The following is a 24,951-nucleotide window of genomic DNA, read 5'->3' on the forward strand; positions in this document are numbered from 1 at the left end:
CCACGAGGCGCGCGCCGGGATGACGAAAGGAAGGCTACCCCGCCGCCATGCCGGCGCGGATCTCGGCGCGGAGCTCGTCGATCAGCTTGAGACCCTTCTTGGTCTCGATGTGCCAGAAGGTCCAGCCGTTGCAGGCTTGCGCGCCTTGCGCCACCGCGCCCATGCGGTGGATGGAGCCGACCTTGTCGCCGAACATGATGGCGCCGTCGGCGCGGACCAGCGCGCCGAGCTTCTTCTTGGCGTCGAACAGCTTGGTGCCGGGCATGATCATGCCACGCTCGATCAGCTCGGAGAACGCAACCCGCGGCGCTTCGCGCGCCGTCATGAACGGGGCGAGGCTTGCCTCCGGCAGCGGCTCGACCGCGGCGATGCGCGCTTGTGCCGCTTTCGCATAGGTCTTGTCGCGCTCGAAGCCGATATAGGAGCGGCCGAGGCGCTTGGCGACCGCGCCGGTGGTGCCGGTGCCGTTGAAGGGATCGATCACGAGATCGCCGGGCTTGGAGGACGACAGCAGCACGCGCGCGAGCAGGCCTTCCGGCTTCTGCGTCGGGTGCACTTTCTTGCCATCGGCGCCCTTGAGGCGCTCCTCGCCGGTGCAGAGCGGGATCAGCCAGTCGGACCGTGCCTGCACGTCCTCGTTGGCGGCTTTCAAGGCTTCGTAGTTGAAGGTGTAGCCCTTGGCCTTTTCGTCGCGCGCGGCCCAGATCATGGTCTCGTGCGCGTTGGTGAAGCGGCGGCCGCGGAAATTCGGCATCGGGTTGGTCTTGCGCCAGACGATGTCGTTCAGGAGCCAGAAGCCGAGGTCCTGCATGATCGCGCCGACGCGAAAGATGTTGTGATAGGAGCCGATCACCCAGATCGTCGCCGACGGCTTCATCGCGCGGCGGGCGGCAAGCAGCCAGGCGCGGGTGAAATCGTCGTACGCGGAGAACGAATCGAACTTGTCCCAGTCGTCGTCGACCGCGTCGACATGGGATTCGTCGGGGCGCTTGAGATCGCCCTTGAGCTGGAGATTGTAGGGTGGATCGGCGAACACCAGGTCGACCGAACCAGCCTGAAGCTTCGACATCTCGGCGACGCAATCGCCGAGGACGATGCTGTGCGAAGGAGACTCAAAATTTGTGCGGGGCGCCCTTGCAGACGCCCCGCGACGCGACTCTACCATGACTCAAGAACTCTGACTCAGGCGACGCTGTCGGCGACGCGGGACCAAACAACCGACTGACCGTTACATTGAAGCGGCAAAGTAAAAATCGACTTAACCCGCCGCCTTCGTGAATAGCTCTCACATCGCGCCTTGCACTGGGTTCGCTCGGCTCATTCTCCATGTTTTGCAGTGTATTTCGCGTTTCTTCGCGTTGCGGCTGTGATCGGCGCGCAAAAAGAATCGAAATTCCACTCGGAAAAAATTGCTCGATGCCCGGAAAAAATTGCTGGCATTGCCATGCTGTTGCACTAGGCAATAATTGCCGAGCGGGATATTGATTAACGCAATGGAAATTTTACGTGCATGGTGCGTTGAGCTTTGCCGCGTTTGCGCCCAATTGATGCCAGCCAGGACCGAGGGAAGCCGCCATGCGCTACGATGATTTCCGCCGCAGCGACGACATCGAGGATCGTCGCGACGATGGCGGCGGCGGCGGTGGAGGAGGCGGGTTCGGCCTTCCCATGGGCGGCGGCGGGCTCGGCATCGGCACCATCATCGTGCTCGGCCTGGTCGGCTACGCCTTCGGCATCGATCCGCGCATCCTGATCGGCGGCGCCGAGATCCTCACCGGCGGCGGTCAGGCGCCGTCCTACCAGACCGACCGCCAATCGTCGTCCAACGCCAAGCGCGGCGCGCCGACCGACGAGATGGGCAGCATGATCTCCGGCATCCTCGGCGAGATCGACGATCGCTGGAGCGAGATCTTCCAGGCCTCGGGCCAGTCCTTTACCGGTCCGAAGGTCGTGCTGTTCCGTAACGTCACCAATGGCGGGCGTTGCGGCCGGGCGGAGTCGGCGATGGGACCGTTCTATTGTCCGCCCGACAGGACCATCTTCCTCGACACTGGTTTCTTCCGCGAGGTCGAGACTCGTTTTCGCGGCTGCTCCGGCAAGTCCGCCTGTAACTTCACCACCGCCTACATCATCGCCCATGAGGCCGGTCATCACATCCAGAACCTGCTCGGCATCATTCCGCGCGTGACGCGCCTGCAGCAGCAGGCCGGCAGCAAGGCGGAGTCGAATGCGCTCCAGGTGAAGGTCGAATTGCAGGCCGACTGCTTGTCCGGCGTCTGGGTCAATCGCGAGGCGAAGAAGCGGCCGAACTTCCTGGAGCCGGGCGACATCGACGCCGCACTCACCACGGCGAGCGCGATCGGCGACGACACGCTGCAGCGCCAGTCCACAGGCCGCGTCGTGCCCGATTCCTTCACCCACGGCTCGGCGGCGCAACGCAAACAGTGGTTCATGACGGGCTACCAGCAGGGCACCGTCCAGGCCTGCAACACGTTTGGTGGCGGACAGTAGGGGGTATCCGTCATCCTGAGGTGCTCGCCAATTGGCGAGCCATCGAAGGATGGCGAGCCCGTGGCCCATCCTTCGAGACGCGCAAGAACGCGCACCTCAGGATGACGTCAGTGGGCGGTGAAAGAAGGTGTGTTGCAATGACCTCCATCGACGAGACAAAACAGTTCGTCCCGCTCAACATCGCGGTGCTCACCGTGTCCGACACGCGCGCGCTCGCGGATGATAAATCGGGCCAGGCCCTGGCCGACCGTCTCCTTGCGGCCGGCCATCATCTCGCCGCGCGCGAGATCGTCACCGACGACGTCGAGGCGATCCGCGCCGTCATCCGCCGCTGGACTGCGGACGCAGGCGTCGACGTCGTCATCACCACCGGCGGCACCGGCTTCACCGGGCGCGACGTCACGCCGGAGGCGGTCGAGCCCCTGTTCGAGAAACGCATGGACGGTTTCTCGATCGCGTTCCACATGCTGAGCCACGCCAAGATCGGCACGTCGACGATCCAGAGCCGCGCCACGGCCGGCGTCGCGGGCGCAACCTACATCTTCTGCCTCCCAGGTTCGCCCGGTGCCTGCCGCGACGGCTGGGACGGCATCCTCAAAGCCCAGCTCGACTACCGCACGCGTCCCTGCAATTTCGTCGAGATCATGCCGCGGCTGGACGAGCACCTGCGCCGGCCGAAGGCCCAGGGCGCGACGGTGTGAGTGCTTGCTTCCCTTCCCCCGTTGTGGGGAAGGTGGCATAGGCGGCCTTGGGCCGCCGTCTTAAAGAACGCCGAAGCGAAGCTTCGGCTATGGCGCCGGATGAGGGGTATCTATCGGCACGGAGTGCTCGGAGACATACCCCTCACCCTAGTGAGTGTGTGTCTACCAGCGTCGCTGCCCTCTCCCGCAAGGGGCGAGGGCACATTTATGCGCATCTCGCCCGCTGTTGCAGCATCAGAGATCCCGCTCCCACGTTTCCCCAATCAGATCCTGCCCGAAGTTGTGATGCGGCTCGGTCTTCACGAGCTTGAAGCCTGCACTTTGATAGATGCCACGCGCGGCGACCAGGATGCTTTGTGTCCACAGCGTCATCTTGCTGTAGCCCCTCTCGCGTGCGCCCTGGATGCATTGGTCGACCAGCGCGCGGCCGACACCGAGTCCCCGCGCTTTCTTCTCCACCTGCAACAGGCGCAGCTTGGCAATCTCATCAGTGGCCTTGACCAGAAAGATCGAGCCGACCGGCTCGCCATCCACTTCCGCGATCCAGCAGTGCTCGCGCGCAGCGTCATAGTTCTTGATGAACTGTGCGCAGATCTCGGCGACCAGGGCCTCGTAGCTGATATCCCAGTTGTAGTCGGCCGCATAGGCGGCGGCCTGCCGGGAGATGACCCAGCCCATGTCGCCGACGCGATGGCTGCGCAGCATGAAAGCCGCGGGCTGGCTTCGACGCTCCAGCACAGCCTCGATGGTCGCCATAGCCTGCGTGAGCCGCGTTGCATCGCTGATCGAAAGCTGAGCCAGCATTGCGGCGACCTCGTTTTGCGAGCCCAGGTTCAGCTTGGCAAAGCTCTGGCGCCCCTTGGCGGTGAGGCTGAGCTGGTATTGCCTGCGATCCGCGGGCAGGGGCCTGCGGGTGATCAGCCCCTTTCCGTCGAAGCTCTGCACGATGCGGCTGAGATAGCCGGGGTCGAGGCCAAGCTCGTTGCCGATCTCCTTTGCGGCAAGGTCGTCCCGTTGCGCGAGCTCGTAAAGGACGCGGGCCTCGCTGAGCGAGAACGGGCTCTTGCCAAGGTGCTGGTCGAGCACGCCAAGCTTGCGGGTATAGAAGCGATTAAAGGCGCGAACCGCCGCGACGTGGTCTTCGGTACCGTTAAATGCCATGGCTCACCTCAATACTTGCCATTGTCAAACAATTATTTGACTTTGGCAAGTATCGAGGTGCCTCAGCCGACCATGACGATCCGGCTGCGCAGCATGATCCGCGACGAGCGGCCGAGGCGCCGGAGCAGCCGCGCCTCGGAGCGGCGAGCCTGGGGCGGGTAGCCGCCGATGCGGTCGTAGTGATCACGCCCGATCAAAAGTCCCTGATCGGCGAAGGGGCCGACGAGCTTGCGAACCAGGGCCCAGAGGATACCGCGGAAGCCGGTATCGGCGTAAGGCGAGCGGGCATAGCGGAAGACGGCCGCACGATCCCGGCCGCTGGTCGAGACGGACTGGATGAACTGGGTGGTTTCCTCGATCCAGCCGGTTTCCAGCACGGCGCCCGCGGGGAGGAACATCAGCCAGGACGAACGGGCCTGGAGTGCGCCGGCGGCAAGCGCGGCGCCTTGCGTGGATCCTTCGAAGCCGATGAAACGGCAGCCCGCGACATCGGCAACGCGCTCGATAACGCCATTGCGGGTGCCGTCGACCAGGAGCACTTCCCTGATGATGCCTGCGGCGGCACCGGGCACCAGGGCGGCCAGAGTGGCGACCGCTGTCTGCTCGACACCTTCGGTCGGAATGATGACGCTCAGCATGATTGAGGCTTCAGTGTCCACACTTCGGGAGAAGCGTAGCTCATTATGAGGGCGTCATAAAACATGTGGCGTTGCCGAGCGCAACTTTGCGGCCGCGCTTCGGTAGACGATGGTAAACCGCTGCAGCCGTCGCATCCAAATATGTCCCGTACGGGGCGCGATATTGCCGAATGTGTCGGCCCCAGCCTGTCCTGTCCGTATTAATCCGGAGGTGTGCCGCAATATTGCCCGGTGTGCCTGCCGTTCGCAATCCTGCAAGAAGAGGATGCGATAGCGGACGAGCGCGAGAACGGGAAAAACGTGCAATCACGCTGCTGACGAGGGCTTCGAATGAACCCCGGTCAACTTGCTGTTCGCAGCACCGCCGCACAATGTCGTGCGATCATCAGTTCCTCGTTCGTTGGAATGATGAAGACATCGACTGCGCTATCGCCATCGCTAATGCGCTCGCGCGCCACGTCATTCGCAGCCGCATCGATGCGCACACCGAGCCAATCGAGACGCTCACCGATCGCGCTGCGGATTTCGCTGGCATGCTCGCCGATGCCGCCGGTGAAGACCAGGCAGTCCAGCCCGGCAAGCGTCGTCGCCATCGCCGCCACCTCCTGCGCGGCGCGGAAGGTGAAGAGCTCGACCGCCTCCCGTGCCGCAGCTTCGCTGCTCGCAAGCAGCGTGCGCATGTCCGACGCGATGCAGGAGACGCCGAGCAGGCCCGATTCGTGATAGAGCAGGTGCTGGACATCTTCGACCGACATCTTTTCGTGCTGTTGCAGATAGAGCAGCACGCCCGGGTCGAGCCTGCCGCAGCGCGTGCCCATCACCAGCCCGTCGAGCGGCGTCAGTCCCATCGTGGTGTCTATGCTGCGGCCGTCGCGCAAGCCGCACAGGCTCGCGCCATTGCCGAGATGCGCGATCACAGTGCGTTTTGCGACGAGCTGTGGTGCGATTCGGGCGAGCCGTCCCGCGACATATTCGAACGAGAGGCCGTGAAATCCGTAGCGCCGGACGCCGCGCTCTTCATAACGTCGCGGAATGGCGAAGCGGCTGACGGGCGGCGCAATGCCGTGGTGGAAAGCGGCGTCGAAGCAGGCGATCTGCGTCAGGTCTGGCCTGATCGCCCTGATGGCGCGGACCGGCGCCAGGCAGCGCGGCTGGTGCAGCGGTGCCAGCGGCGTCAGCGCTTCCAGCTTTGCGGTGACATCGTCCGTCAGCTCGACCGGAGCGGAATAGTCCGGACCGCCATGGACGACGCGGTGGCCGACGGCGCGCAAGGGATAGCCGCCGAAACGATCCTCGATGAAGCCGAGTACGTCCGCGAACAGATGATCGCTGGCCGCATCCGATGCCTCCCTCCGCTTCTCGAACAGGTCTTCACCCGCGGGGCTCTTCACGACGAGCCGCGGCTTCGTCTCGTGCTCGTCGAGCAGGCCGTTGCAGAGCAGGGTGGGCTCGGCCGCCGAGATCTCGAACAGGCCGAATTTGATGCTCGACGATCCCGAGTTGAGAACGAGAACCGAGTTCAACATGGCTGCTGTCAGTCGCCTGCCTCCGCCGGCGTGTTGCCGCCAGCGCTGTTCTGCCAGACCCATTCCTGGATTTCCGGCATGTCCTCGCCGTATTCGCGCACATAGCGCGAATGCTCGATCAGCTTGTCGCGGAATTGCTGCTTCACCTGCGCCGCCCTGGTCGCGAGCCCCGGCACGCGCTCGATCGCCTCGATCGCGAGGTGATAGCGGTCGAGCTCGTTGAGCACGACCATGTCGAACGGCGTCGTCGTGGTGCCTTCCTCGGCAAAACCGCGGACGTGCATGCCGGCGTGGCTGGTGCGGTTATAGGTCAGCCGGTGGATCAGATAGGGATAGCCGTGATAGGCGAAGATCACCGGCTTGTCGCGGGTGAACAGGCCGTCGAAGTCGCGGTCGGACAAGCCGTGCGGGTGCTGCTCCCTGGGTTGCAGCGTCATGAGGTCGACGACGTTGACGACGCGGATCTTCAGCTCGGGCAGCGCCTTGCGCAGCAGATCGACGGCGGCGAGCGTTTCCAGTGTCGGCACGTCGCCGGCGCAGGCCATCACGACATCGGGCTCGCCATTCGCGTCTTCAGTGCCGGCCCAGCTCCAGATGCCGATGCCGGCATCGCAGTGCGTGGCTGCCTCCTGCATCGACAGCCATTGCGGCGCCGGCTGCTTGCCGGCGACGATGACGTTGATGCGGTCATAGGTGCGCAGGCAGTGATCGGCGATCCACAGCAGCGTGTTGGCGTCCGGTGGGAAGTAAATGCGGACGATGTCGGCCTTCTTGTTGGCGACGAGATCGACGAATCCGGGGTCCTGATGGCTGAAGCCGTTGTGGTCCTGCCGCCAGACATGCGATGTCAGCAAATAGTTGAGCGAGGCAATCGGGCGTCGCCACGGCAGATGCCGCGTCACTTTCAGCCATTTGGCGTGCTGGTTGAACATGGAATCCACGATGTGGATGAACGCCTCGTAGCAGGAGAAGAAGCCGTGGCGTCCGGTGAGCAGGTAGCCCTCTAACCAGCCCTGGCAGAGATGCTCGCTCAGGACTTCCATCACGCGTCCGTCCTGGGCGAGATGCACGTCGTAAGGTTTTGTCGGCTCCATCCAGACCCGTTCGGTGGCCTCGAACACCGCATCGAGCCTGTTTGACGCCGTTTCGTCCGGGCCCATGATGCGGAAGTTGCGGGCCTCGGCGTTGAGGCGGATGACGTCGCGCAGGAATTTGCCGAGCTCGCGGGTTGCCTCCGCCACGATGCCGCCCGGTTGAGGGACCTCGACGGCGAAGCTGCGGAAGTCCGGCAGCTTCAGCTCCTTCTTCAGAAGGCCGCCATTAGCGTGCGGATTAGCGCCCATGCGGCGATGGCCTTCGGGCGCGAGCGCCTGGAGCTCGGCAATGAGCGCGCCGTTCGCGTCGAACAGCTTTTCCGGCTCGTAGCTGCGCATCCAGTCTTCGAGAATCTTCAGATGCGCCGGATTCTCGCGACAGTTCGCGACCGGCACCTGATGTGCACGCCAAAAACCTTCGACCTTCTTGCCGTCGACTTCCTTGGGGCCGGTCCAGCCCTTGGGGCTGCGCAGCACGATCATCGGCCAGCGCGGGCGTTCGACGCTCTCGCGGCCGTCGCGGGCGTGCTGCTGGATCGACCGGATGCTGGCGAGCGCGACGTCGAGCGCGTCCGCCATGGCCTGGTGCATCAATTTAGGATCGTCGCCCTCGACGAACAGCGGCTCGTGGCCGAGCCCGCGGAAGAGATCGCGGATCTCGTCGTCGCGCATCCGCCCGAGCACGGTTGGATTGGCAATCTTGTAACCGTTGAGATGCAGGATCGGCAGCACCGCGCCGTCATGCGCTGGATTGAGGAACTTGTTGGAGTGCCAGGACGCCGCGAGCGGGCCGGTCTCGGCCTCGCCGTCTCCGACGACACAGGTGACGATCAGGTCGGGATTGTCGAAGGCCGCGCCATAGGCATGCACCAGCGCGTAACCGAGCTCACCGCCTTCGTGGATCGAGCCCGGCGTTTCCGGCGCCGCGTGACTCGGGATGCCGCCGGGGAAGGAGAATTGCCTGAACAGCTTGCGCAACCCCTCGGCATCGCGCGCGATATCGGGATAGATCTCGCTGTAGCTGCCTTCGAGATAGGTGTTGGCGACCATGCCGGGGCCGCCGTGGCCGGGACCGCAGACATAGATCACGCTCAGGTCCAGCGCGCGGATGACGCGGTTGAGATGGGCATAAATGAAGTTCAAACCGGGAGTCGTGCCCCAATGGCCGAGCAAACGCGGCTTGATGTGCTCGGGCCGCAACGGCTCGCGCAGCAGCGGGTTGTCGAGAAGGTAGATCTGCCCGACGGAGAGATAGTTCGCGGCGCGCCAATAGCGGTCAACGAGGTCGAGGTCGCTGCTTGCTGCGGCCAATTGTTGTTGATTTGTCATGTTCCTGCCGACCTTCACCCGGGATCGTCACCAACCGAGTTCCGGCGAGATCGATCCCTCGGCAGCATCAAACGAGATCGCCGTGACGCCACTGTTGCGTGAGGTCAAAAGCGGGCGCGCGAAGTTTGGGCAGCTCTACTGTGCATGGGGTTGTTTTCACGTTTTTGGTTTGTGTTCTTGATTTGTTCCTTCGACGTGCTATCTTAGCTTCATGAGTCCAGCATCCTCTCATGCTCTCAAGCACCCGACGGTCACGGCGCCCTCCGAGCCGGCGGGTGCGCCTTCTGACTTCCCTGAGCTGGCGGTCGCCATCGACCGCCAGCGCAGGCGAGGCCGGGGCGCGCAGTCTAACGCCAGCGGCCGCTTTGAGGCCGAGGCGCGCGTCGCATTCGACGATGGCTGGCAGAGCCTTGAAGAACTGCCGCCGTTCAAGACCACGGTCGGGATCGACACCTCGCGCAAGGTGATCACCCGCAACGAATCTCCCGACATCGGCTTCGACCGCTCGATCAATCCCTACCGCGGCTGCGAGCACGGCTGCGTCTATTGCTTCGCGCGGCCGACGCATGCCTATCTCGGCTTGTCGCCGGGGCTCGACTTCGAGTCGAAGCTGTTCGTGAAGCCCGAGGCGCCGGCGCTGCTTGAGAAGGAGCTTGCGGCGCCGGGCTACGAGCCGCGGATGATCGCGATCGGCACCAACACCGATCCCTATCAGCCGATCGAACGCGAGCGCAAAATCATGCGCGGCATTCTGGAGGTGCTGGAGCGCGCCGGCCATCCCGTCGGGATCGTCACCAAGTCGGCGCTGGTGACCCGCGACATCGACATTCTCGCGCGCATGGCCAAGCGCAACCTCGCCAAGGTCGGCATCTCCGTGACCTCGCTCGATCCGAAACTGGCGCGCACCATGGAGCCGCGGGCGTCCACGCCGCCAAAGCGGCTGGAGGCGCTGAAGCAGCTTTCCGAGGCCGGCATTCCGACCACCGTCATGGTCGCGCCCGTCATCCCCGCGCTGAACGATTCCGAGATCGAACGCATCCTGGATGCTGCGGCCCATGCCGGCGTCAAGGAAGCCTCCTACGTGCTGCTGCGGTTGCCACTCGAGGTGCGCGATCTCTTCCGCGAATGGCTGATGGCGAACTATCCGGACCGCTATCGTCACGTCTTCACGCTGATCCGCGACATGCGCGGCGGCCGGGACTACGACGCGAAATGGGGCGAGCGCATGAAGGGCACCGGCCCGATGGCCTGGACCATCGGCCGCCGCTTCGAGATCGCCTGCGACAGGCTCGGGCTGAACAAGCGGCGCTCCAAGCTGACGACGGATCATTTTGCCAAGCCGAAGCGGAACGGCGATCAGCTCAGCCTGTTCTGAGGGACGAAGTGAGAGAGGCGGCGTATGAGCAAGGAACTGCCAGCTCCAATCCCGCGACTTACCGTCATCACGCTGGGCGTGAACGACATCCGTGCCAGCATTGCCTTTTACGACGCGCTCGGCTTTTCGCGCCGGCTCAAGGCGACCGGCGAGGCCGTTGCGTTCTATGACACCGGCGGTCCGGTGCTCGCGCTGTTTTCCTGGGATCAGCTCGCGGTCGACGTCAAATTGCCGGATCATCCGAGGCCATCGACGTTCCGCGGCATGACGCTCGCCTGGAACTGCCGCGCGCGTGAGGAGGTGGATGCGGTGCTGGCCTTCGCCGTCGGCAAGGGAGCCGCGCTGCTGAAGGCCGCACACGAGACCGACTATGGCGGTTATTCCGGCTATTTCGCAGATCCTGACGGCCATCCCTGGGAAGTCGTGGTCGCGCCCGGCATCGACGTCGGCGAGGACCGGCGGGTGCATCTGGCGGAATAGGGCGGCTGACTTGAATAACGGGAATTGTCCGAGGTTCCCGGTTGCGCAGACCATGCCGCTTGCGCACGATCCCGGCCATGATTCGGGATCAATCCGCCAAGAAGCCGGCCAAAGGCGCGTCCAAGAAGGTTGCGCCTGAGAACAAGAAGGTTGCGCCTGAGAAAGAGAAGGCTGCGCCGAAAAAAATCGCCAAGGCGCTGGCCGGCACGAAGGCAGCCATTATTGTCGCCCCAAGCTTCCGCCGGGAGCGCGCGTTGATCAAGCGCGGCGTCTGGCCGGTGGCGGGCTGCGATGAGGCCGGCCGCGGGCCGCTGGCCGGTCCGGTGGTGGCGGCGGCGGTGATTCTCGATCCCGACCGCATCCCGCGCGGCATCGACGATTCCAAGCGCCTGACCGCCGAGGAGCGCGAAAGGCTGTTCGACAAGATCTGCGAGACCGCCCAGGTCTCGGTGGCCGTCGCCTCGCGCGCCCGCATCGACCGCGACAACATCCTGCGCGCCTCGCTGTGGGCGCTGAAGCGCGCCGTCGTGGCGTTGCCCGAGCAGCCCCGGCACGTCTTCGTCGACGGCCGCGACCGGCTCGACACGGCATGCGATTGCGAGGCCGTGATCGGCGGTGACGGCATCGTCCTGTCGATCGCAGCGGCCTCGATCGTCGCCAAGGTGACGCGGGACCGCCTGATGTGCGCGCTGGCTCAGGACTGCCCCGGGTACGGTTTCGAGCAGCATAAGGGCTACGCCGTGCCCGAGCACCTCGATGCGCTCAACCGCCTCGGCCCCACCGTCCACCACCGCAGCTTCTTCGCCCCCGTCGCCGCCGCACGCGCCAAGCACATGCCATGGACGGTCGAGCCGGCGCAGGATCTGTTTGCGGTGACCGAGATCGAGCTGCAGGTGGATACGGGCTTGGAAGTCGACGTGTCGGCAAATCTCTAGACGAGACTCGGTTGCCACGACGCGCCGCGCCCTCTATCAAAATAGTCGTGAGCGAATAGGGCCGGCTTCACGGGTTGGCTGCATCTTTCGGACGTTGCATGCGGTTTACCTCCCTGGTCATCGAGCTCATTCGCGCGCGGCCGCGACTGATCGTCTGGATCGCCGTGCTGCTCCAGGCCGCGATGTGGCTGTTCGTGGCGCTGGTGTTTTATCGCAGCCCGCCCGGCAGCCTCGCGACTCTGCTGGCCTTCGGCCGCGAATACCAGGTCGGCACTGATTTAGGCCCGCCCTTGCCGGTCTGGCTCGCCGACATCGCCTATCGCGCTGCCGGCGGCCACGTGTTCGGCGTCTACGTCCTGGCGGAGCTCTGTGGGGTCGCGACCTTCATTGCGCTCTATCATCTGTCCCGCGCGGTGGTCGGCGCCCAACAGGCAGTGCTGGCCGTGCTGCTGACCATGACGCTGCTGGCCTTCTCCTCGCCCGTACTCGACTTCGGCCCGCTGGTGCTGGCGCGGCCGCTCTGGGCGCTGCTGCTGCTGCATTCCTGGCAGATCATCGGCCAGCGCCGCGGCAACGCCTGGTTCGCCTGGTCGATCGAGGCCGGCCTCTTGCTGCTGACGACCCCGGCTGCGATCTTCCTGCTGCTGCTGATCGTCGTCTTCGCGCTCGCAACCGCGGATGGCCGCCGCACGTTGCGCGCATTCGACCCGCTGTTTGCGCTGGTGGTGGTCGCCGTGCTGGCATTGCCCTATGCCGTCTGGCTGATGCGCGCCGAGGTGCTCGTCCTGCCGGCCTTGCCTGCGGTTAGCGAGCTCAATGCCCGCGCCCTGCACGCGGCTTGGCTGCTCGGGGGTCTTCTGCTCGGCGCGGCGGCGATTCCGGCTCTGACGGTGCTCAACACCGGCCTGTTCGTTCCCAAGAGCGAGGAGGCGCCGATCATCTATCGTCCACCGGTCGAGCCGCTCGCGCGCAATTTTGTCTATTTCTTCGCGCTGGCGCCGGCGCTCGGCGCGGTGCTGATCTCCGGCCTGCTGGGCCTCGACGCCGTCCTCGGCGGCGCCGGTGTCGTGCTGGTCTTGTCGGGGCTTGCCGTGGTCGTGGGGGCCGGCGACCTCATCGCGATGCGCCGCGCGAGGATGCTGCGGATGGTCTGGGCGGCCGCGGTCATCGCGCCCGCAATCGGCGTCGCGCTCGCCGTCTTGCTCCTGCCGTGGACCGGTGCCAACGAGATCGCGACCTCGATGCCGGCGCGCGCGATTTCCGACTTCTTCGACGAGAGCTTTGCCCGCCGCACCAATCATCGTCTGCGCGCGGTCGCCGGCGAGACCCAGCTTGCGAGCTTGATCACGCTGCATTCCGGCCGTCCCCATCTCTTCATCGATGCCGAGCCCGCGCGGACGCCCTGGATCAATCAGGCCAAATTCAGCGAGACCGGGGGCGTCGTTGTCTGGCGCGCTTCCGATACCGCCGGCACCCCGCCGCCGGACATTCTCGCGCGCTTTCCCGGCATCGTCCCGGAAGTCCCGCGCGCCTTCGAATGGCTGGTGACCGGACGCCAGCAACTCCTGCGCATCGGCTGGGCCATCGTGCGGCCGAAGGGGACGTAGTCGCTCGCTCTTTTCCGTCGTCATTGCGAGGAGCCCTTGCGACGAAGCAATCCAGAGTCCCTCCGCAGAAAGATTCTGGATTGCTTCGCTGCGCTCGCAATGACGGCGAGAGGTCGTACGCCTCCTCACGCGCCCGCCAGCACCTTCGCGATCGCGCGCAGATCCTGCCAGGCCAGCCGCTTGTACGACGGCGAGCGCAACAGATAGGCGGGATGGAAGGTCGGCAGCGCGCGGATGGTGCGCCCGCCCGTCTCGTAGTCGAACCAGCGGCCGCGGGTGCGCATGATGCCTTCGCGGGTCGACAGCAGCGTCTGAGTCGAGGGATTGCCGAGCGTCACCAGCACATCCGGATTCACCAGCTCGATCTGGCGCTGGATGAAGGGCAGGCAGATTTGCGTCTCCTGCGGCGTCGGCGTGCGGTTGCCCGGCGGCCGCCAGGGAATCACGTTGGCGATGTAGGCGGTGGTGCGGTTGAGGCCTATGGCTCCTATCATCAAATCGAGCAGCTTGCCGCTGCGCCCGACGAAGGGGAGCCCCTCGATGTCCTCGTCGCGGCCCGGTGCCTCGCCGACGAACATGATGCGCGCCTGCGGATTACCGTCGGCGAAAACCAACCGTGTCGCCGTGTGCTTCAGCGCGCAGCCGTCAAAGCTCTGCATCAACTCGCGCAGCGCCTCTAAGGTCGGCGCGGTGCGTGCGGCCTCGCGCGCCGAGGCGATCGCGATGTCGGGCGCGGGCGCGGCCTCGCCGCGGATGACCGCGGGAGCCGCAACCGGCCGTGGGGCCTCGACCGGAGGTGCGGCGCGCGGGGCCGGAGGCGGGGCATCCAATTCCGCCAGGCGGTCGATCGGTTCCTCCGCGAGCGTGCAATCGACTCCGGCCTCCAGATAGAAGGCGAGAAGCTCTCGGACCGTGGGTGCGGGTTCTGGGATCATGGGAAAGTCTGACTATTAGTCCAGTTTGGGGCGCCTTGCACCCCGGCGAAACGCATTTCCGAGGTTGTCCTACCCGGAAAAATCGGAAACAAGAGGGCGCAATCGACCAAGGACCGTCTCAAGGGCTGAGATCAGATGAGCACCGAAGAACTTCCCCCGCGCGAATCCATGGAATTCGACGTCGTCATCGTCGGCGCCGGCCCCTCGGGCCTTGCTGCGGCGATCCGGCTGAAGCAGATCAATGCCGATCTCAATATCGTCGTGGTGGAGAAGGGCTCCGAGGTCGGTGCGCATATTCTCTCCGGCGCCGTGATCGACCCGGCCGGGCTCGACAAGCTGATTCCTGACTGGCGCGAGGATTCCGATTGTCCGCTCAAGACGCAGGTCAAGGACGACCGCTTCTTCTGGTTCACCGAGACCAGCGCGATCAAGCTGCCGAACTTCATCATGCCGCCGCTGATGGACAACCATCACTGCTATATCGGCTCGCTCGGGAATGTCTGCCGCTGGCTGGCGCGCAAGGCGGAAGCGCTAGGTGTGGAGATCTATCCCGGTTTTGCCGCGGCCGAAGTGCTCTATGACGACAATGGCGCGGTGCGCGGCATCGCCACCGGCGACATGGGGATCGGCCGGGACGGCAAGCCGAAGGACTCCTTTACCCGCGGCATGGAATTGCTCGGCAAGTACACGCTGTTCGCCGAAGGTGCGCGCGGCAGCCTGACCAAGCAGCTGATCTCGAAATACGCGCTCGACACCAAGAGTGAGCCGCCGAAATTTGGCATCGGGCTGAAGGAAGTCTGGCAGATCGATCCGGCCAAGCATCAGAAGGGCCTCGTGCAGCACGCCGTTGGCTGGCCCTTGAACAATAACACAGGCGGTGGGCTGTTCTTCTACCATTATGACGAGAACCTGGTGTCGATCGGTTTCGTCGTTCATCTGAACTACAACGACCCCTATTTGTCGCCATTCGACGAATTCCAGCGCGTCAAGAACCATCCGGCCGTCCGCGCGACGCTTGAAGGCGGTAAGCGGCTGGCTTACGGCGCGCGCGCCATCACCGAAGGCGGGTACCAGTCGGTGCCGCGGCTGAGCTTCCCGGGCGGTGCGCTAATCGGCTGCGCGGCCGGCTTCGTCAACGTGCCCCGGATCAAGGGCGTGCACAATGCCATGGGCACCGGCATGCTTGCGGCAGAACATGTTAACGCGGCTCTCGCTGCGGGCCGCGCTAATGATGAACTGGTCGAATACGAGAACGCTTGGCGCGATTCCGTCGTCGGTAAGGACCTCTATCCTGTTCGCAACGCCAAGCCGCTGTTGTCGAAGTTCGGTACCTTCATTGGCGCCGGGCTCGGCATCTTCGACATGTGGTGCAACACGCTGTTCGGCGGCTCGCTGTTTGGCACCCAGTCGCACGCGAAGCCCGATCGCGCGACGCTCGATCCGGCCAAGACCCACGCGCCGAGGACCTACCCGAAGCCGGACGGCAAGATTTCCTTCGACAAGCTCTCGTCGGTGTTCCTGTCCAATACCAACCATGAGGAAGACCAACCGGTCCATCTCAAGGTCACGGACATGAACCTCCAGAAAACCTCCGAGCACGACGTGTTTGCAGGTCCTTCGAATCGTTATTGCCCGGCCGGCGTCTATGAGTGGATCGAGGAAGGTTCGGGCCCGCGCTTTCAGATCAACGCCCAGAACTGCGTCCACTGCAAGACCTGCGACGTGAAGGACCCCAATGGCAACATCACTTGGGTTCCCCCTGAGGGCGGCGGCGGTCCAAACTACGAGGCGATGTAGCCGGGGTCAGCGAGCCACGATCCATGTGGCCAAGGCCCAATCTGACCAAAGTCGCGTGATCTTCGCCCTGTGACGCACGTTCGCGTGAGAACCCGGCCGCGGTCGCGGTCCGTGGTCACGATAAGGCCATACTGGCGGCGTCTTGGGGCGCTCTTGACCGGTCACTTGGCCGATTTGGGCCGTGCGGAGGGGATCGTCCGGCCCGAATCCTTGCGGTGAAGCGCCAAAAGCGGCATTGTCGGCCCGACGGTTCCGGGTCCCCATGCCACCGGCCGCGTTCGCATGCGATACGGCCTTCTTCAGACCCAGGCACTACCAACTCAAGGCGAGCCCTGATGTTTTCAAATCGTTTCAACCGCTGGACTGTTGCCGCCATCGCCCTCATGGGCACAGCGATCGCGACGGTCCCCGGCAGGGTCCTGGCGCAGACGCCGGATCATCCGTCCGACACGGCGGCGCAGTTTCCGACCCGAAACGATCTGAAGGCGCTGACCACTTCCGGCAGCTATCTCGCCGCCCGCCACGCCAGCGTCGAGCGCGATGCGGCCTCCGCCGCCGCGTTCTATCGCTCGGCCCTGCGCACCGATCCCAAGAACAACGAGCTGCTCGACCGCGCCTTCATCTCCTCGGTTGCCGACGGTGACATCGACGAAGCCGTCAAGCTCGCCGAGCGCATCCTGACCATCGACAAAACCAACCGCGTTGCGCGCCTCGTCGTCGGCGTGCACGATCTCAAGTTCAAGAAGTACGCGACCGCGCAGACCAACATCAACCAGTCGATCCGCGGTCCGATCACCGATCTCGTCGCCACGCTGCTGTCGGGCTGGGCCGCCTATGGTGCGGGCGATGCCAAGGGCGGTGTCGCCACCATCGACAAGCTGGCCGGTCCGGAATGGTATCCGCTGTTCAAGGATCTCCACGCCGGCATGATCCTCGAGCTCGCGGGCAAGGAGAAAGACGCCGGCACCCGGTTCGAGCGTGCCTACAAGCTCGACGATTCCATGCTGCGCGTCACCGAGGCCTATGCGCGCTGGCTGTCGCGCAACAAGGACTCCGCCGCCGCGACCACGGTCTACCAGGCTTTCGACAAGAAGCTCGCCCGCCATCCGCTGATCGTGGAGGGGTTGCGCGACACCAAGGCAGGCAAGAAGATGCCGCCGCTGGTCGATAGCGCGCAAGCCGGCGCCGCCGAAGCACTCTACGGCATCGGCGCCACACTGACCCGCCGCGGCGGCGAGGATCTGGCGCTGGTCTATCTCCAGCTCTCGCTCTACCTCCAGCCCACCCATCCCCTGGCGCTGCTTTCGCTTGCCGATCTCTATGAATCGGTGAAGCGGCCGCAGATGGCGATCAAGGTCTATGAGCGGGTGCCGGCGTCCTCGCCGCTCAAGCGCAATGCCCAGATCCAGCTCGCCATCGATCTGGATTCCGCCGACCGCACCGAGGAGGCGATCAAGATCCTCAAGGGCGTCACCACTGAGGATCCCAAGGATCTCGAAGCGATCATGGCGCTCGGCAACATCGAGCGCGGCCGCAAGAAGTTTGGCGAATGCGGCGCGACCTATTCGCAAGGCGTCGACGTGCTGCCGGCCGGCAACGACAAGGCCAACAGCGTCTGGTATTATTATCGCGGCATCTGCGAGGAGCGCTCCAAGCAGTGGGGTAAGGCCGAAGCCGACATGAAGAAGGCCCTCGAGCTGCAGCCCGACCAGCCGCACGTCCTCAACTATCTCGGCTATTCCTGGATCGACCAGGGCATCAATCTCGACGAAGGCATGAAGATGATCAAGCGGGCGGTCGAGCAGCGCCCGGATGACGGCTACATCGTCGACTCCCTTGGCTGGGCCTATTACCGCATTGGCAATTACGAGGACGCGGTGAAGAACCTCGAGCGCGCCATTGACCTCAAGCCCGAGGATCCCACCATCAACGATCACCTTGGCGACGCCTATTGGCGCGTCGGCCGCACGCTGGAAGCCAAGTTCCAGTGGGCGCACGCCCGCGATCTCAAGCCCGAAGCGGATGAGCTTCCGAAGATCGAGGCCAAGATTGCCAACGGAATGACCGACGACAATTCGAACTCCTCGGCTGCGCAGGCGGAGAAGGAGAAGAAGAAGGACGACGGCAAGGGCGGCTGAGCGAGTTGAAGTTGGGGGCGTGTCGTCAATGCCGGCGTTGATTGAAGAAGGGCGCGCGAAGGTCAATCTGAGCCTTCGCGTGGTCGGCCGTCGTGCCGACGGCTATCATGATCTCGAAAGCGTGGTCGCCTTTGCCGACTGCGCCGACCGGCTCACGCTGGAGCCCGGCGGCGAGCTGAAGCTCACCACGACGGGGCCGCTCGCGGCGGCCTGCGGCGATATGGCCGACAACCTCGTGTTCAAGGCGGCCAAGCTCCTGGCCGAAGCCGTCCCGAACCTGAAGCTGGGCGCCTTCGCGCTCGACAAGGTGCTCCCGGTCGCCGCCGGCATCGGCGGCGGCTCGGCCGACGCCGCGGCGGCGCTGCGGTTGCTGGCGCGTCTCAACGATCTGTCGCTCGACGACGCCCGCCTCCAGAAGGTTGCGCTTGCGACCGGTGCCGACGTGCCGGTGTGTCTGTTCTCGCGCGCCTGTGACATGACCGGTGTCGGCGAACAGCTGCTGCCGCTCGCGTTGCCGAGTATGCCCTGCGTGATGGTCAATCCGCGCGTGCCGGTCGCGACCAAGGATGTGTTCCAGGCGCTGGGCCTGCGCAACGGCGAACTCCTGGTCGGCGCCACCTCCGTCTTCGACGGTCCGGCCTGGCCGGGCGAGGGCGCCTCCATTGCCGATTGGGTCGACACCCTCGAGACCGTCGCCAACGATCTCGAAGCCCCCGCGATGCGCATCGAGCCTGTCATCGGCAACGTGCTGGAAGCCTTGCGTGGCTCCGCTGGAGTCAAGCTCGCCCGCATGTCCGGCTCGGGTGCGACGTGTTTTGCGATCTATGGCGCATCTGCCGAGGCGCATGCCGCCGCCGAGAAGGTCCGCAGGGATCATTCCGGCTGGTGGGTGCACGCGGGGACGCTGAGCTAGGCCAGCCCGAGAAACCGCCGGATCTCGCCCAACACCTCCTGCGGCTTGTCATGTTGCAGCCAGTGTCCGGCGCCGGCGATGGTCTCGACACGCGCCTGCGGAAAGTAGCGCTCCAGGCCCGCGGCCCTCGCGCCAGCCAGAAAGCTTTCGCCGGCATTCAAGAGCAGCGTCGGACAGGTGATGCGCGACCACAGCGCGATGTGATCGTCCGGCCAAAGCCGGTGCGGTGCAGAGGCGCGCTGGTAGGGGTCGAACTTCCAGCTATAGGTGCCGTCCTCGTTCTGCCGCGCGCCGTGGGTGGCGAGATGCAGCGCGAGGTCGCGGGACAGCCGCTTGTTGTGAAGCACCATCTGCGCCGCCGCATCTTCGAGCGTCGAATAGCGGCGCGGTGCGCGGTCGTGCAGCTTGTCGAGCTGACCGACCCATTTGCCGATCCGCTCATGCACCGGCGGTTTTGGTGTATCCGGCAGCATCGTCACGCCGTCGAGCACGACCAGCTTCGAGACCTGTTCGGGGAATGCCCCTGTAAAGATCAGGCTGACCATGCCGCCCATGGAATGGCCGACGAGAGTGACTTGAGGCGCCGCAATGGCACGGACGAGCTGGGCCAGATCGTACACATACTCCGTCAGCGCGTAGCTGCCACCTTTGGTCCAGTCGGAATCGCCGTGACCGCGCAGGTCGGGTGCGACCACGTGAAAATGCGGCTGCAGCGACCGGGCGATGACGTCCCAGCTCCGGCAATGATCGCGGCCGCCATGAACCAGGATGGCGACCGGCGCGCCGTCGTTGCCCCAGTCGGCATAGTGCAGTCGCAAGCCGTGAGACTCGTAAGTGCGGCTTTGCGGGGCGAGCATGGTGGAGCTATCCATTCGCGGGCCGCCGCGCCAGTGCGAGCGACAGGCCGAGCCCTGCGATGAAGACGCCGGAGCCCTGGGTGAGACGTCGCATCAGATGCGGCCTTCCGATCAACTGCGTGCGTGTCGCGGAGGCCATCAGCACCACCACGATATCGGCGAGCGTATTCAGCGTCACCGAGATCGCGCCCAGCATGATGAATTGCAGCGTCGGGTTCGATCCCGCCGGGTCGAGGAACTGGGGAATGAAGGCGAGGAAGAATGCGGCGGTCTTCGGGTTCAGCGCCTCGACCAGCACGCCGTCGCGAAAGGCGCGCTTGTCGCCGACGGGCTTGCTGTCGAATGACAGCACGCGGCTGGCGCTGCGAAAAGTCCTGATGCCGAGCCAGACCAGATAGAGTGCGCCGACGAATTTCACGGCGCCAAACAGCTCGGCGCTAGCAAGAATGATCGCGGAGATGCCGAGGCTGCCTGCGACCACATGAACCAGCCCGCCGAGCGCGGTGCCCGCGGTCGATGCAAAACCGCTGGCGCGCCCTTCCGACAAGGTCCGTGCCGCGACGTAGAAAATGCCGGGGCCGGGAACGGCGGCGATGAGGCAAGCGGCGGCCAGGAACAGCCAGAAATTCGTGTTGATCATCCTGCTTTGGTAGCGATGCTTGCCGCGATTGCAAGGCCCGTCGTTTGCAAGGCCCGTCGTTCAGCCCATCCGGCGGAAAATCACGCTGGCATTCACTCCGCCGAAGCCGAACCCGTTCGAGATCGCGTGCTGCATCGGCATCGGGCGCGCCGCACCGGCGACGATGTCGATGCCGTCAGCGGCGGGATCAGGGTTTTCGAGATTGAGCGTCGGCGGTGCGATCTGGTCGCGCAGGGCGAGCACGGTGAAGACCGCTTCCAGGCCACCGGCAGCGCCAAGCAGATGGCCGGTGGCCGATTTGGTCGCGCTCACCGCGATGCCGCGGTGGCGGCCGAACAGCGCGGCAATCGCGCCGAGCTCGCTCTCGTCGCCGGCGGACGTCGAGGTCGCATGCGCGTTCAGGTGCTGCAAATCCGCGGGCGCAAGCTTGGCCTGCCGCAGCGCGATCTCCATGGCGCGCCGGGCGCCGTCGCCGTCAGGCGGACCCGACGTCATGTGATAGGCGTCCGCGGTCGTGCCGTATCCGACGATCTCCGCGATCGGCGTCGCGCCACGTGCTAATGCATGCTCCAGCTCCTCGATCACCAGGATGCCGGCGCCTTCGCCCATGACAAAACCGTCGCGGTCGCGATCGAACGGGCGCGAGGCGCGCGCGTCATTGAACCCGCTCGACAATGCGCGGGCCGCGGCGAAACCGCCGAGGCTGACGATGTCGATGCAGGCTTCCGTGCCGCCGCAGATCGCGACATCAGCCTCGCCCGCGCGGATCATGCGCGCGGCATCGCCGATCGCCTGAACGCCGGCGGCGCAGGCCGTGACCGGTGTGCCAAGCGCTCCCTTGTAGCCGTATTTGATCGAGACGTGGCCGGCGGCGAGATTGGCGAGGAAGGAGGGGATCGTGAACGGCGACAGCCGGCGCGGGCCGCGCTGTTCGGTGATGCGTACCGCTTCCGCCATCGCCGGAAAGCCGCCGACGCCGGAGGCGATGATCGTCGCAGTCCTCTCCAAAGCCGCCGCGTCCTGCGGCGTCCAGCCGGCCTGCGCAACCGCTTCTGCGGTGGCGAGCAGCGCGAACAGGATGAAGCGGTCCATCTTGCGCTGGTCTTTCGGCGCGGCGGCCTGCGCGGGATCGAAGCCGCCGTCGGCGTCATCGGCCTTATCCGGCACGAGGCCGGCAATACGCGCGGGCAGCGCCTGCGACCATTCCGGCAGCGGGCGCAGCCCGCTTTGACCGGCCAGTAGCCGGCGCCAGGACAGTTCGACACCGCAGCCAAGCGGCGACACCGCGCCCATTCCCGTCACGACGATACGACGCATGTCAGTCTCCAGCCGGCGCGACGGCCGGGTTCATGGCTTTGAGCGAGGTCAGCCGTTTACGCATGAGACGGCTGGCGCAGGGACCGGCGATGATGACCGCATTGGTGAGCGTGATCGGCTGCATGTCGGCGGCATCGACCACGACCGGATTGAACGGACGACGATCGTGCCGGTTCGCCAGCAGGATCGCTTCGCCCTTCGGTGCGAGATGCTTGTTGCCCCAGGCGAGCAAGGTTGCGACCACGGGAAAGAAGTCTCGGGCCTTGTCCGTCAGCACATATTCATAGCGCGGCGGCCGTTCATTGTAGCGGCGGCGGACGAACATGCCGCTTTCGGTGAGATGGGCCAACCGCCGCGATAGGATGTTCGGCGCGATCCCGAGGCTTTGCCAAAATTCGTCGAACTTCGTTGCGCCCTGGAACGCATCCCGCAAGATCAAAATGCTCCACCATTCGCCGACCGTCTCCACGGCGCGGCCGACCGGACATTCCTGAATGGAAGGAGATTTGGGCTGCATGGCGTGAAGCTAGGCAAGTTACTTGCAAAATGCAAGTCACTGGGCGAGCAGTGGCCGATTCGGGTGGAGGGAGCCAAGGCAGCTGCGAAGCTGGAGCTGTCGCTGCGCTCGCAATGACGGTGTTGATGAAGTGGCGAGGCTATCTCAACGATGTCGTCCCGGCGAAGGCCGGGACCCATACCCACGACTGTTGTTGTGGTGCACGATGGTGGCCAGAGCCGCTAAGACAACGCTGACCGGGGTAATGGGTCCCGGCCTTCGCCGGGACGACACTGAGGGTGTGGCGACCAGCAAGCGCTAGGGATGCGAAAAGCTAATGCGACCGTGCCAGGCAGAACGCCACGACCTGCTCCAGCGCACTCTTCATCGGGGAGGACGGGAACAGCGCCAGCGCGTCCACCGCCATGGCGCCGTAGTGCTGGGCGCGGCTGCGCGTGTCTTCGAGCGCACGATGCTTGTTCATCAACCCGATGGCGTGGTCGAGGTCGGTGTCGCCGATCTCGCCGCGCTCGAGCGCGCGGATCCAGAAGGCGCGCTCGGTGTCGTTGCCGCGGCGGAAAGCGAGCACGACGGGCAGCGTGATCTTGCCCTCGCGGAAATCGTCGCCGGTGTTCTTGCCGAGCTTGGCGCTCTTGCCGCCATAGTCGAGCACGTCGTCGACGAGCTGGAAGGCGATGCCGAGATTCATGCCGACCGAGCGGCAGGCGGTCTGCTCCGCCTTGGGGCGGTTGGCGATCACGGGGCCGACCTCGCAGGCGGCCGCAAACAGCTCGGCGGTCTTGCCGCGGATCACGGCGAGATATTCGTCCTCGGTGGTCGCTGTGTTCTTGGCGGCGGCAAGCTGCATCACCTCGCCCTCGGCGATGGTGGCGGCGGCCGCGGAGAGAATGTCGAGCGCGCGGAGCGAGCCGACCTCGACCATCATGCGGAAGGCCTGGCCGAGCAGGAAGTCGCCGACCAGCACGCTCGCCTCATTGCCCCAGAGCATGCGCGCCGACAGCTTGCCGCGGCGCATCTCGCTCTCGTCGACGACGTCGTCATGGAGCAGGGTGGCGGTATGCATGAACTCGACGCTGGCGGCGAGCTTGATATGGCCGTCGCCGGTGTAGCCGGCGAGGTTGGCCATGGCCAGCGTCAGCATCGGCCGCAGGCGCTTGCCCCCGGAGGAGATCAAATGGTTGGCGACTTCCGGGATCATGGTCACGTCCGAACCGGTCCGCGACAGGATCGTGGCGTTGACGCGCTCCATGTCACCGGCGACAAGGGCAACCAGCTCTTCGATCGACGCGCCGGGAGTTTCGAAAGGTACGATGACGGCCACGCCGGTCTCCAATATTTGCCCCGGAAGGGCTATTCTGATGGAAAGACAATAGAAACTGGACGGGGATGCGGCAAGGGCCGTGGAACCATTGACATTTGGCGCTTAATCCCCGTCAGGCAGGAGGCCTGTGTTTTGCGAGAACTGGTTCGGACCAACGATATGGTGCTGGTGTCGGCGATCGGCGCGCTGCTCGACGGCGCCAACATCCATCATCTGGTGCTGGACCAGAACATGAGCATCATCGAGGGCTCGCTCGGCATTTTGCCGCGGCGGATCCTGGTCCATGAGGACGACGCCCTCGAAGCCCGGCAGCTTCTGACCGAGGCCGGCCTCAGCCACGAACTGCGCGGCGATGAGTGAAGCCCTGGCAGACCTCACCGAGGACGCCTTTCTCGGCGGGCAATTGCGGCTGAAGCAGAAGCGGTCCGGCCATCGCGCGGGGCACGACGCCATTCTGCTCGCGGCGGCGACGGAGGCGAGCGCGGGCGACCGCGTCGTCGATCTCGGCGCCGGCATCGGCACGGCCGGGCTTGCGTTGGCGCGGCGCGTTGCCGGGATCAGGCTCGGCCTGGTCGAGATCGATCCCGAGCTGGCGGAGCTTGCGCGCGCCAATGCGGCAGCGAATGCGATTGCCGCCGAGACGATCGTGCTCGACGTCACCGCGGACGCGCAGGCCTTCGCGGCCAGCGGGCTCGCGCCGGACAGCGTCGACGTGGTGCTGATGAACCCGCCCTTCAACGATCCCGCTCGCCATCGCGGCTCGCCCGATCAGGTGCGCCAGCTCGCGCATGTGGCGACGGATGAGACGCTGAATGCCTGGGTGCATGCGGCGCGGCGCATCCTCCGCTCGAATGGCGCGCTGACATTGATTTGGCGCGCAGATGGGATCGCGGAGGTTTTGGCGGCACTGTCTCGCGGCTTCGGCAGTCTCGCGATTCTGCCGGTTCACGGTGAAGCCGGGCGGCCCGCGATCCGGGTGCTGGTGCGCGCAATCAAGGGCGGGAGGGCACCGGCACGATTGTTGCGGGGCCTCGTGCTCAACGAGGAGTCACGCATGCCTAAAAAAGAGGTGACGGATATTCTGGAGGGAAGGGCGGTTCTACCCCTGGTGGAACCGTGCTGAGCTATTGCGGAAGCGATTCCGACTGCTGCTCTTGCG

General features: G+C 65.1%; 23 protein-coding genes. 12 read left to right on the forward strand and 11 right to left on the reverse strand.

Features of this window, described 5'->3' with window-relative positions:
- Nucleotides 1–34: 34 nt before the first annotated feature.
- Nucleotides 35–1,165: a site-specific DNA-methyltransferase gene (locus BRA1417_RS0114940; protein WP_007607106.1), complete on the reverse strand. Its 1,131-nt coding sequence runs from the start codon at nt 1,163–1,165 to the stop codon at nt 35–37.
- A gap of 410 nt (nt 1,166–1,575) precedes the next feature.
- Between BRA1417_RS0114940 and BRA1417_RS0114945 the strand changes: the two genes are divergently transcribed.
- Both BRA1417_RS0114945 and moaB read left to right on the forward strand, forming a co-directional pair.
- A complete protein-coding gene (locus BRA1417_RS0114945) occupies nt 1,576–2,511 on the forward strand; it encodes a neutral zinc metallopeptidase (RefSeq protein ID WP_027516429.1) in 936 nt (311 codons plus the stop codon).
- Between the two features lie 137 nt (nt 2,512–2,648).
- Entirely contained in the window at nt 2,649–3,212 is a 564-nt protein-coding gene (gene moaB / locus BRA1417_RS0114950; protein ID WP_027516430.1) for a molybdenum cofactor biosynthesis protein B, read from the forward strand.
- Nucleotides 3,213–3,446: 234 nt separating this feature from the next.
- Here moaB and BRA1417_RS0114955 read toward each other — a convergent pair whose 3' ends face one another.
- The 4 genes from BRA1417_RS0114955 to BRA1417_RS0114970 form a co-directional block, all read right to left on the reverse strand.
- On the reverse strand, nt 3,447–4,373 hold the full coding sequence (locus BRA1417_RS0114955) for a helix-turn-helix domain-containing GNAT family N-acetyltransferase (RefSeq protein ID WP_027516431.1): 927 nt from the start codon (nt 4,371–4,373) through the stop codon (nt 3,447–3,449).
- A gap of 62 nt (nt 4,374–4,435) precedes the next feature.
- The gene (locus tag BRA1417_RS0114960; protein ID WP_027516432.1) at nt 4,436–5,011 is read right to left on the reverse strand and encodes a glycosyl transferase; all 576 of its coding nucleotides are present in this window, start codon (nt 5,009–5,011) and stop codon (nt 4,436–4,438) included.
- 341 nt (nt 5,012–5,352) lie between these two features.
- On the reverse strand, nt 5,353–6,537 hold the full coding sequence (locus BRA1417_RS0114965; RefSeq protein ID WP_027516433.1) for an acetate/propionate family kinase: 1,185 nt from the start codon (nt 6,535–6,537) through the stop codon (nt 5,353–5,355).
- Nucleotides 6,538–6,545: 8 nt separating this feature from the next.
- Nucleotides 6,546–8,960 carry a phosphoketolase gene (locus tag BRA1417_RS0114970; RefSeq protein ID WP_035969399.1) on the reverse strand — a complete coding sequence of 805 codons (2,415 nt, stop codon included), beginning with the start codon at nt 8,958–8,960 and terminating at the stop codon, nt 6,546–6,548.
- On the opposite strand from BRA1417_RS0114970, the gene BRA1417_RS44795 reads away from it, so the two are divergent.
- From BRA1417_RS44795 to BRA1417_RS0114990, 5 genes are all read left to right on the forward strand, one after another.
- A complete protein-coding gene (locus BRA1417_RS44795; protein ID WP_197031178.1) occupies nt 8,959–9,141 on the forward strand; it encodes a hypothetical protein in 183 nt (60 codons plus the stop codon). The genes BRA1417_RS0114970 and BRA1417_RS44795 overlap by 2 nt on opposite strands.
- Nucleotides 9,142–9,171: 30 nt before the next feature.
- A complete protein-coding gene (locus BRA1417_RS0114975; RefSeq protein ID WP_027516435.1) occupies nt 9,172–10,335 on the forward strand; it encodes a PA0069 family radical SAM protein in 1,164 nt (387 codons plus the stop codon).
- Nucleotides 10,336–10,359: 24 nt separating this feature from the next.
- Nucleotides 10,360–10,815, forward strand: a complete 456-nt coding sequence (locus BRA1417_RS0114980; protein WP_027516436.1) for a VOC family protein — start codon at nt 10,360–10,362, stop codon at nt 10,813–10,815.
- A 77-nt stretch (nt 10,816–10,892) separates the two neighbouring features.
- Nucleotides 10,893–11,750 (forward strand): ribonuclease HII, encoded by an 858-nt coding sequence (locus BRA1417_RS0114985; protein ID WP_027516437.1) that lies wholly within the window; start codon nt 10,893–10,895, stop codon nt 11,748–11,750.
- 98 nt (nt 11,751–11,848) lie between these two features.
- Entirely contained in the window at nt 11,849–13,357 is a 1,509-nt protein-coding gene (locus tag BRA1417_RS0114990) for a glycosyltransferase family 39 protein (protein ID WP_027516438.1), read from the forward strand.
- Nucleotides 13,358–13,482: 125 nt separating this feature from the next.
- On the opposite strand, the gene BRA1417_RS0114995 is transcribed toward BRA1417_RS0114990, so the two are convergent.
- Nucleotides 13,483–14,292, reverse strand: coding sequence for a uracil-DNA glycosylase family protein (locus BRA1417_RS0114995; RefSeq protein ID WP_027516439.1), 810 nt, complete (start codon nt 14,290–14,292; stop codon nt 13,483–13,485).
- Between the two features lie 135 nt (nt 14,293–14,427).
- Here BRA1417_RS0114995 and BRA1417_RS0115000 point away from each other — a divergent pair, with 135 nt between their 5' ends.
- The 3 genes from BRA1417_RS0115000 to BRA1417_RS0115010 all read left to right on the forward strand — a co-directional run bounded on the left by BRA1417_RS0115000 (nt 14,428) and on the right by BRA1417_RS0115010 (nt 19,140).
- Nucleotides 14,428–16,089: an electron transfer flavoprotein-ubiquinone oxidoreductase gene (locus BRA1417_RS0115000; RefSeq protein ID WP_027516440.1), complete on the forward strand. Its 1,662-nt coding sequence runs from the start codon at nt 14,428–14,430 to the stop codon at nt 16,087–16,089.
- Nucleotides 16,090–16,424: 335 nt separating this feature from the next.
- On the forward strand, nt 16,425–18,227 hold the full coding sequence (locus BRA1417_RS0115005; RefSeq protein WP_027516441.1) for a tetratricopeptide repeat protein: 1,803 nt from the start codon (nt 16,425–16,427) through the stop codon (nt 18,225–18,227).
- A 28-nt stretch (nt 18,228–18,255) separates the two neighbouring features.
- Entirely contained in the window at nt 18,256–19,140 is an 885-nt protein-coding gene (locus tag BRA1417_RS0115010; protein WP_027516442.1) for a 4-(cytidine 5'-diphospho)-2-C-methyl-D-erythritol kinase, read from the forward strand.
- Here BRA1417_RS0115010 and BRA1417_RS0115015 read toward each other — a convergent pair.
- The 5 genes from BRA1417_RS0115015 to BRA1417_RS0115035 form a co-directional block, all read right to left on the reverse strand.
- On the reverse strand, nt 19,137–19,997 hold the full coding sequence (locus BRA1417_RS0115015) for an alpha/beta fold hydrolase (protein ID WP_027516443.1): 861 nt from the start codon (nt 19,995–19,997) through the stop codon (nt 19,137–19,139). The two genes, BRA1417_RS0115010 and BRA1417_RS0115015, sit on opposite strands and share 4 nt — an antisense overlap.
- A 7-nt stretch (nt 19,998–20,004) precedes the next feature.
- Nucleotides 20,005–20,637, reverse strand: coding sequence for a LysE family translocator (locus tag BRA1417_RS0115020; protein WP_027516444.1), 633 nt, complete (start codon nt 20,635–20,637; stop codon nt 20,005–20,007).
- A 60-nt stretch (nt 20,638–20,697) separates the two neighbouring features.
- Nucleotides 20,698–21,954: a beta-ketoacyl-ACP synthase II gene (gene fabF / locus BRA1417_RS0115025; protein ID WP_027516445.1), complete on the reverse strand. Its 1,257-nt coding sequence runs from the start codon at nt 21,952–21,954 to the stop codon at nt 20,698–20,700.
- A gap of 1 nt (nt 21,955) precedes the next feature.
- A complete protein-coding gene (locus tag BRA1417_RS0115030) occupies nt 21,956–22,471 on the reverse strand; it encodes a helix-turn-helix domain-containing protein (protein ID WP_027516446.1) in 516 nt (171 codons plus the stop codon).
- A gap of 313 nt (nt 22,472–22,784) precedes the next feature.
- Nucleotides 22,785–23,792: a polyprenyl synthetase family protein gene (locus tag BRA1417_RS0115035; RefSeq protein WP_007594965.1), complete on the reverse strand. Its 1,008-nt coding sequence runs from the start codon at nt 23,790–23,792 to the stop codon at nt 22,785–22,787.
- Between the two features lie 132 nt (nt 23,793–23,924).
- On the opposite strand from BRA1417_RS0115035, the gene BRA1417_RS0115040 reads away from it, so the two are divergent.
- Nucleotides 23,925–24,152 (forward strand): DUF2007 domain-containing protein, encoded by a 228-nt coding sequence (locus tag BRA1417_RS0115040; protein WP_007594964.1) that lies wholly within the window; start codon nt 23,925–23,927, stop codon nt 24,150–24,152.
- Nucleotides 24,145–24,915 (forward strand): tRNA1(Val) (adenine(37)-N6)-methyltransferase, encoded by a 771-nt coding sequence (locus BRA1417_RS0115045; RefSeq protein WP_027516447.1) that lies wholly within the window; start codon nt 24,145–24,147, stop codon nt 24,913–24,915. The genes BRA1417_RS0115040 and BRA1417_RS0115045 overlap by 8 nt, the downstream gene beginning before the upstream one ends.
- Nucleotides 24,916–24,951: the final 36 nt, after the last annotated feature.

The sequence above is a fragment of the Bradyrhizobium sp. WSM1417 genome (assembly GCF_000515415.1).
Classification (GTDB): Bacteria; Pseudomonadota; Alphaproteobacteria; order Rhizobiales; family Xanthobacteraceae; genus Bradyrhizobium.

Coding starts and splice junctions, on each gene's coding strand:
- moaB (WP_027516430.1), top strand. CDS start 2,649: ATGACCTCCATCGACGAGACAAAACAGTTCGTCCCGCTCAACATCGCG.
- BRA1417_RS0114955 (WP_027516431.1), bottom strand. CDS start 4,373: ATGGCATTTAACGGTACCGAAGACCACGTCGCGGCGGTTCGCGCCTTT.
- BRA1417_RS0114965 (WP_027516433.1), bottom strand. CDS start 6,537: ATGTTGAACTCGGTTCTCGTTCTCAACTCGGGATCGTCGAGCATCAAA.
- BRA1417_RS0115000 (WP_027516440.1), top strand. CDS start 14,428: ATGAGCACCGAAGAACTTCCCCCGCGCGAATCCATGGAATTCGACGTC.
- BRA1417_RS0114995 (WP_027516439.1), bottom strand. CDS start 14,292: ATGATCCCAGAACCCGCACCCACGGTCCGAGAGCTTCTCGCCTTCTAT.
- BRA1417_RS0114975 (WP_027516435.1), top strand. CDS start 9,172: ATGAGTCCAGCATCCTCTCATGCTCTCAAGCACCCGACGGTCACGGCG.
- BRA1417_RS0115045 (WP_027516447.1), top strand. CDS start 24,145: ATGAGTGAAGCCCTGGCAGACCTCACCGAGGACGCCTTTCTCGGCGGG.
- BRA1417_RS0114985 (WP_027516437.1), top strand. CDS start 10,893: ATGATTCGGGATCAATCCGCCAAGAAGCCGGCCAAAGGCGCGTCCAAG.
- BRA1417_RS0114980 (WP_027516436.1), top strand. CDS start 10,360: ATGAGCAAGGAACTGCCAGCTCCAATCCCGCGACTTACCGTCATCACG.
- BRA1417_RS44795 (WP_197031178.1), top strand. CDS start 8,959: ATGTTCCTGCCGACCTTCACCCGGGATCGTCACCAACCGAGTTCCGGC.
- BRA1417_RS0114945 (WP_027516429.1), top strand. CDS start 1,576: ATGCGCTACGATGATTTCCGCCGCAGCGACGACATCGAGGATCGTCGC.
- fabF (WP_027516445.1), bottom strand. CDS start 21,954: ATGCGTCGTATCGTCGTGACGGGAATGGGCGCGGTGTCGCCGCTTGGC.
- BRA1417_RS0114960 (WP_027516432.1), bottom strand. CDS start 5,011: ATGCTGAGCGTCATCATTCCGACCGAAGGTGTCGAGCAGACAGCGGTC.
- BRA1417_RS0115030 (WP_027516446.1), bottom strand. CDS start 22,471: ATGCAGCCCAAATCTCCTTCCATTCAGGAATGTCCGGTCGGCCGCGCC.
- BRA1417_RS0114940 (WP_007607106.1), bottom strand. CDS start 1,165: ATGGTAGAGTCGCGTCGCGGGGCGTCTGCAAGGGCGCCCCGCACAAAT.
- BRA1417_RS0115015 (WP_027516443.1), bottom strand. CDS start 19,997: ATGCTCGCCCCGCAAAGCCGCACTTACGAGTCTCACGGCTTGCGACTG.
- BRA1417_RS0115005 (WP_027516441.1), top strand. CDS start 16,425: ATGTTTTCAAATCGTTTCAACCGCTGGACTGTTGCCGCCATCGCCCTC.
- BRA1417_RS0114990 (WP_027516438.1), top strand. CDS start 11,849: ATGCGGTTTACCTCCCTGGTCATCGAGCTCATTCGCGCGCGGCCGCGA.
- BRA1417_RS0114970 (WP_035969399.1), bottom strand. CDS start 8,960: ATGACAAATCAACAACAATTGGCCGCAGCAAGCAGCGACCTCGACCTC.
- BRA1417_RS0115020 (WP_027516444.1), bottom strand. CDS start 20,637: ATGATCAACACGAATTTCTGGCTGTTCCTGGCCGCCGCTTGCCTCATC.
- BRA1417_RS0115010 (WP_027516442.1), top strand. CDS start 18,256: ATGCCGGCGTTGATTGAAGAAGGGCGCGCGAAGGTCAATCTGAGCCTT.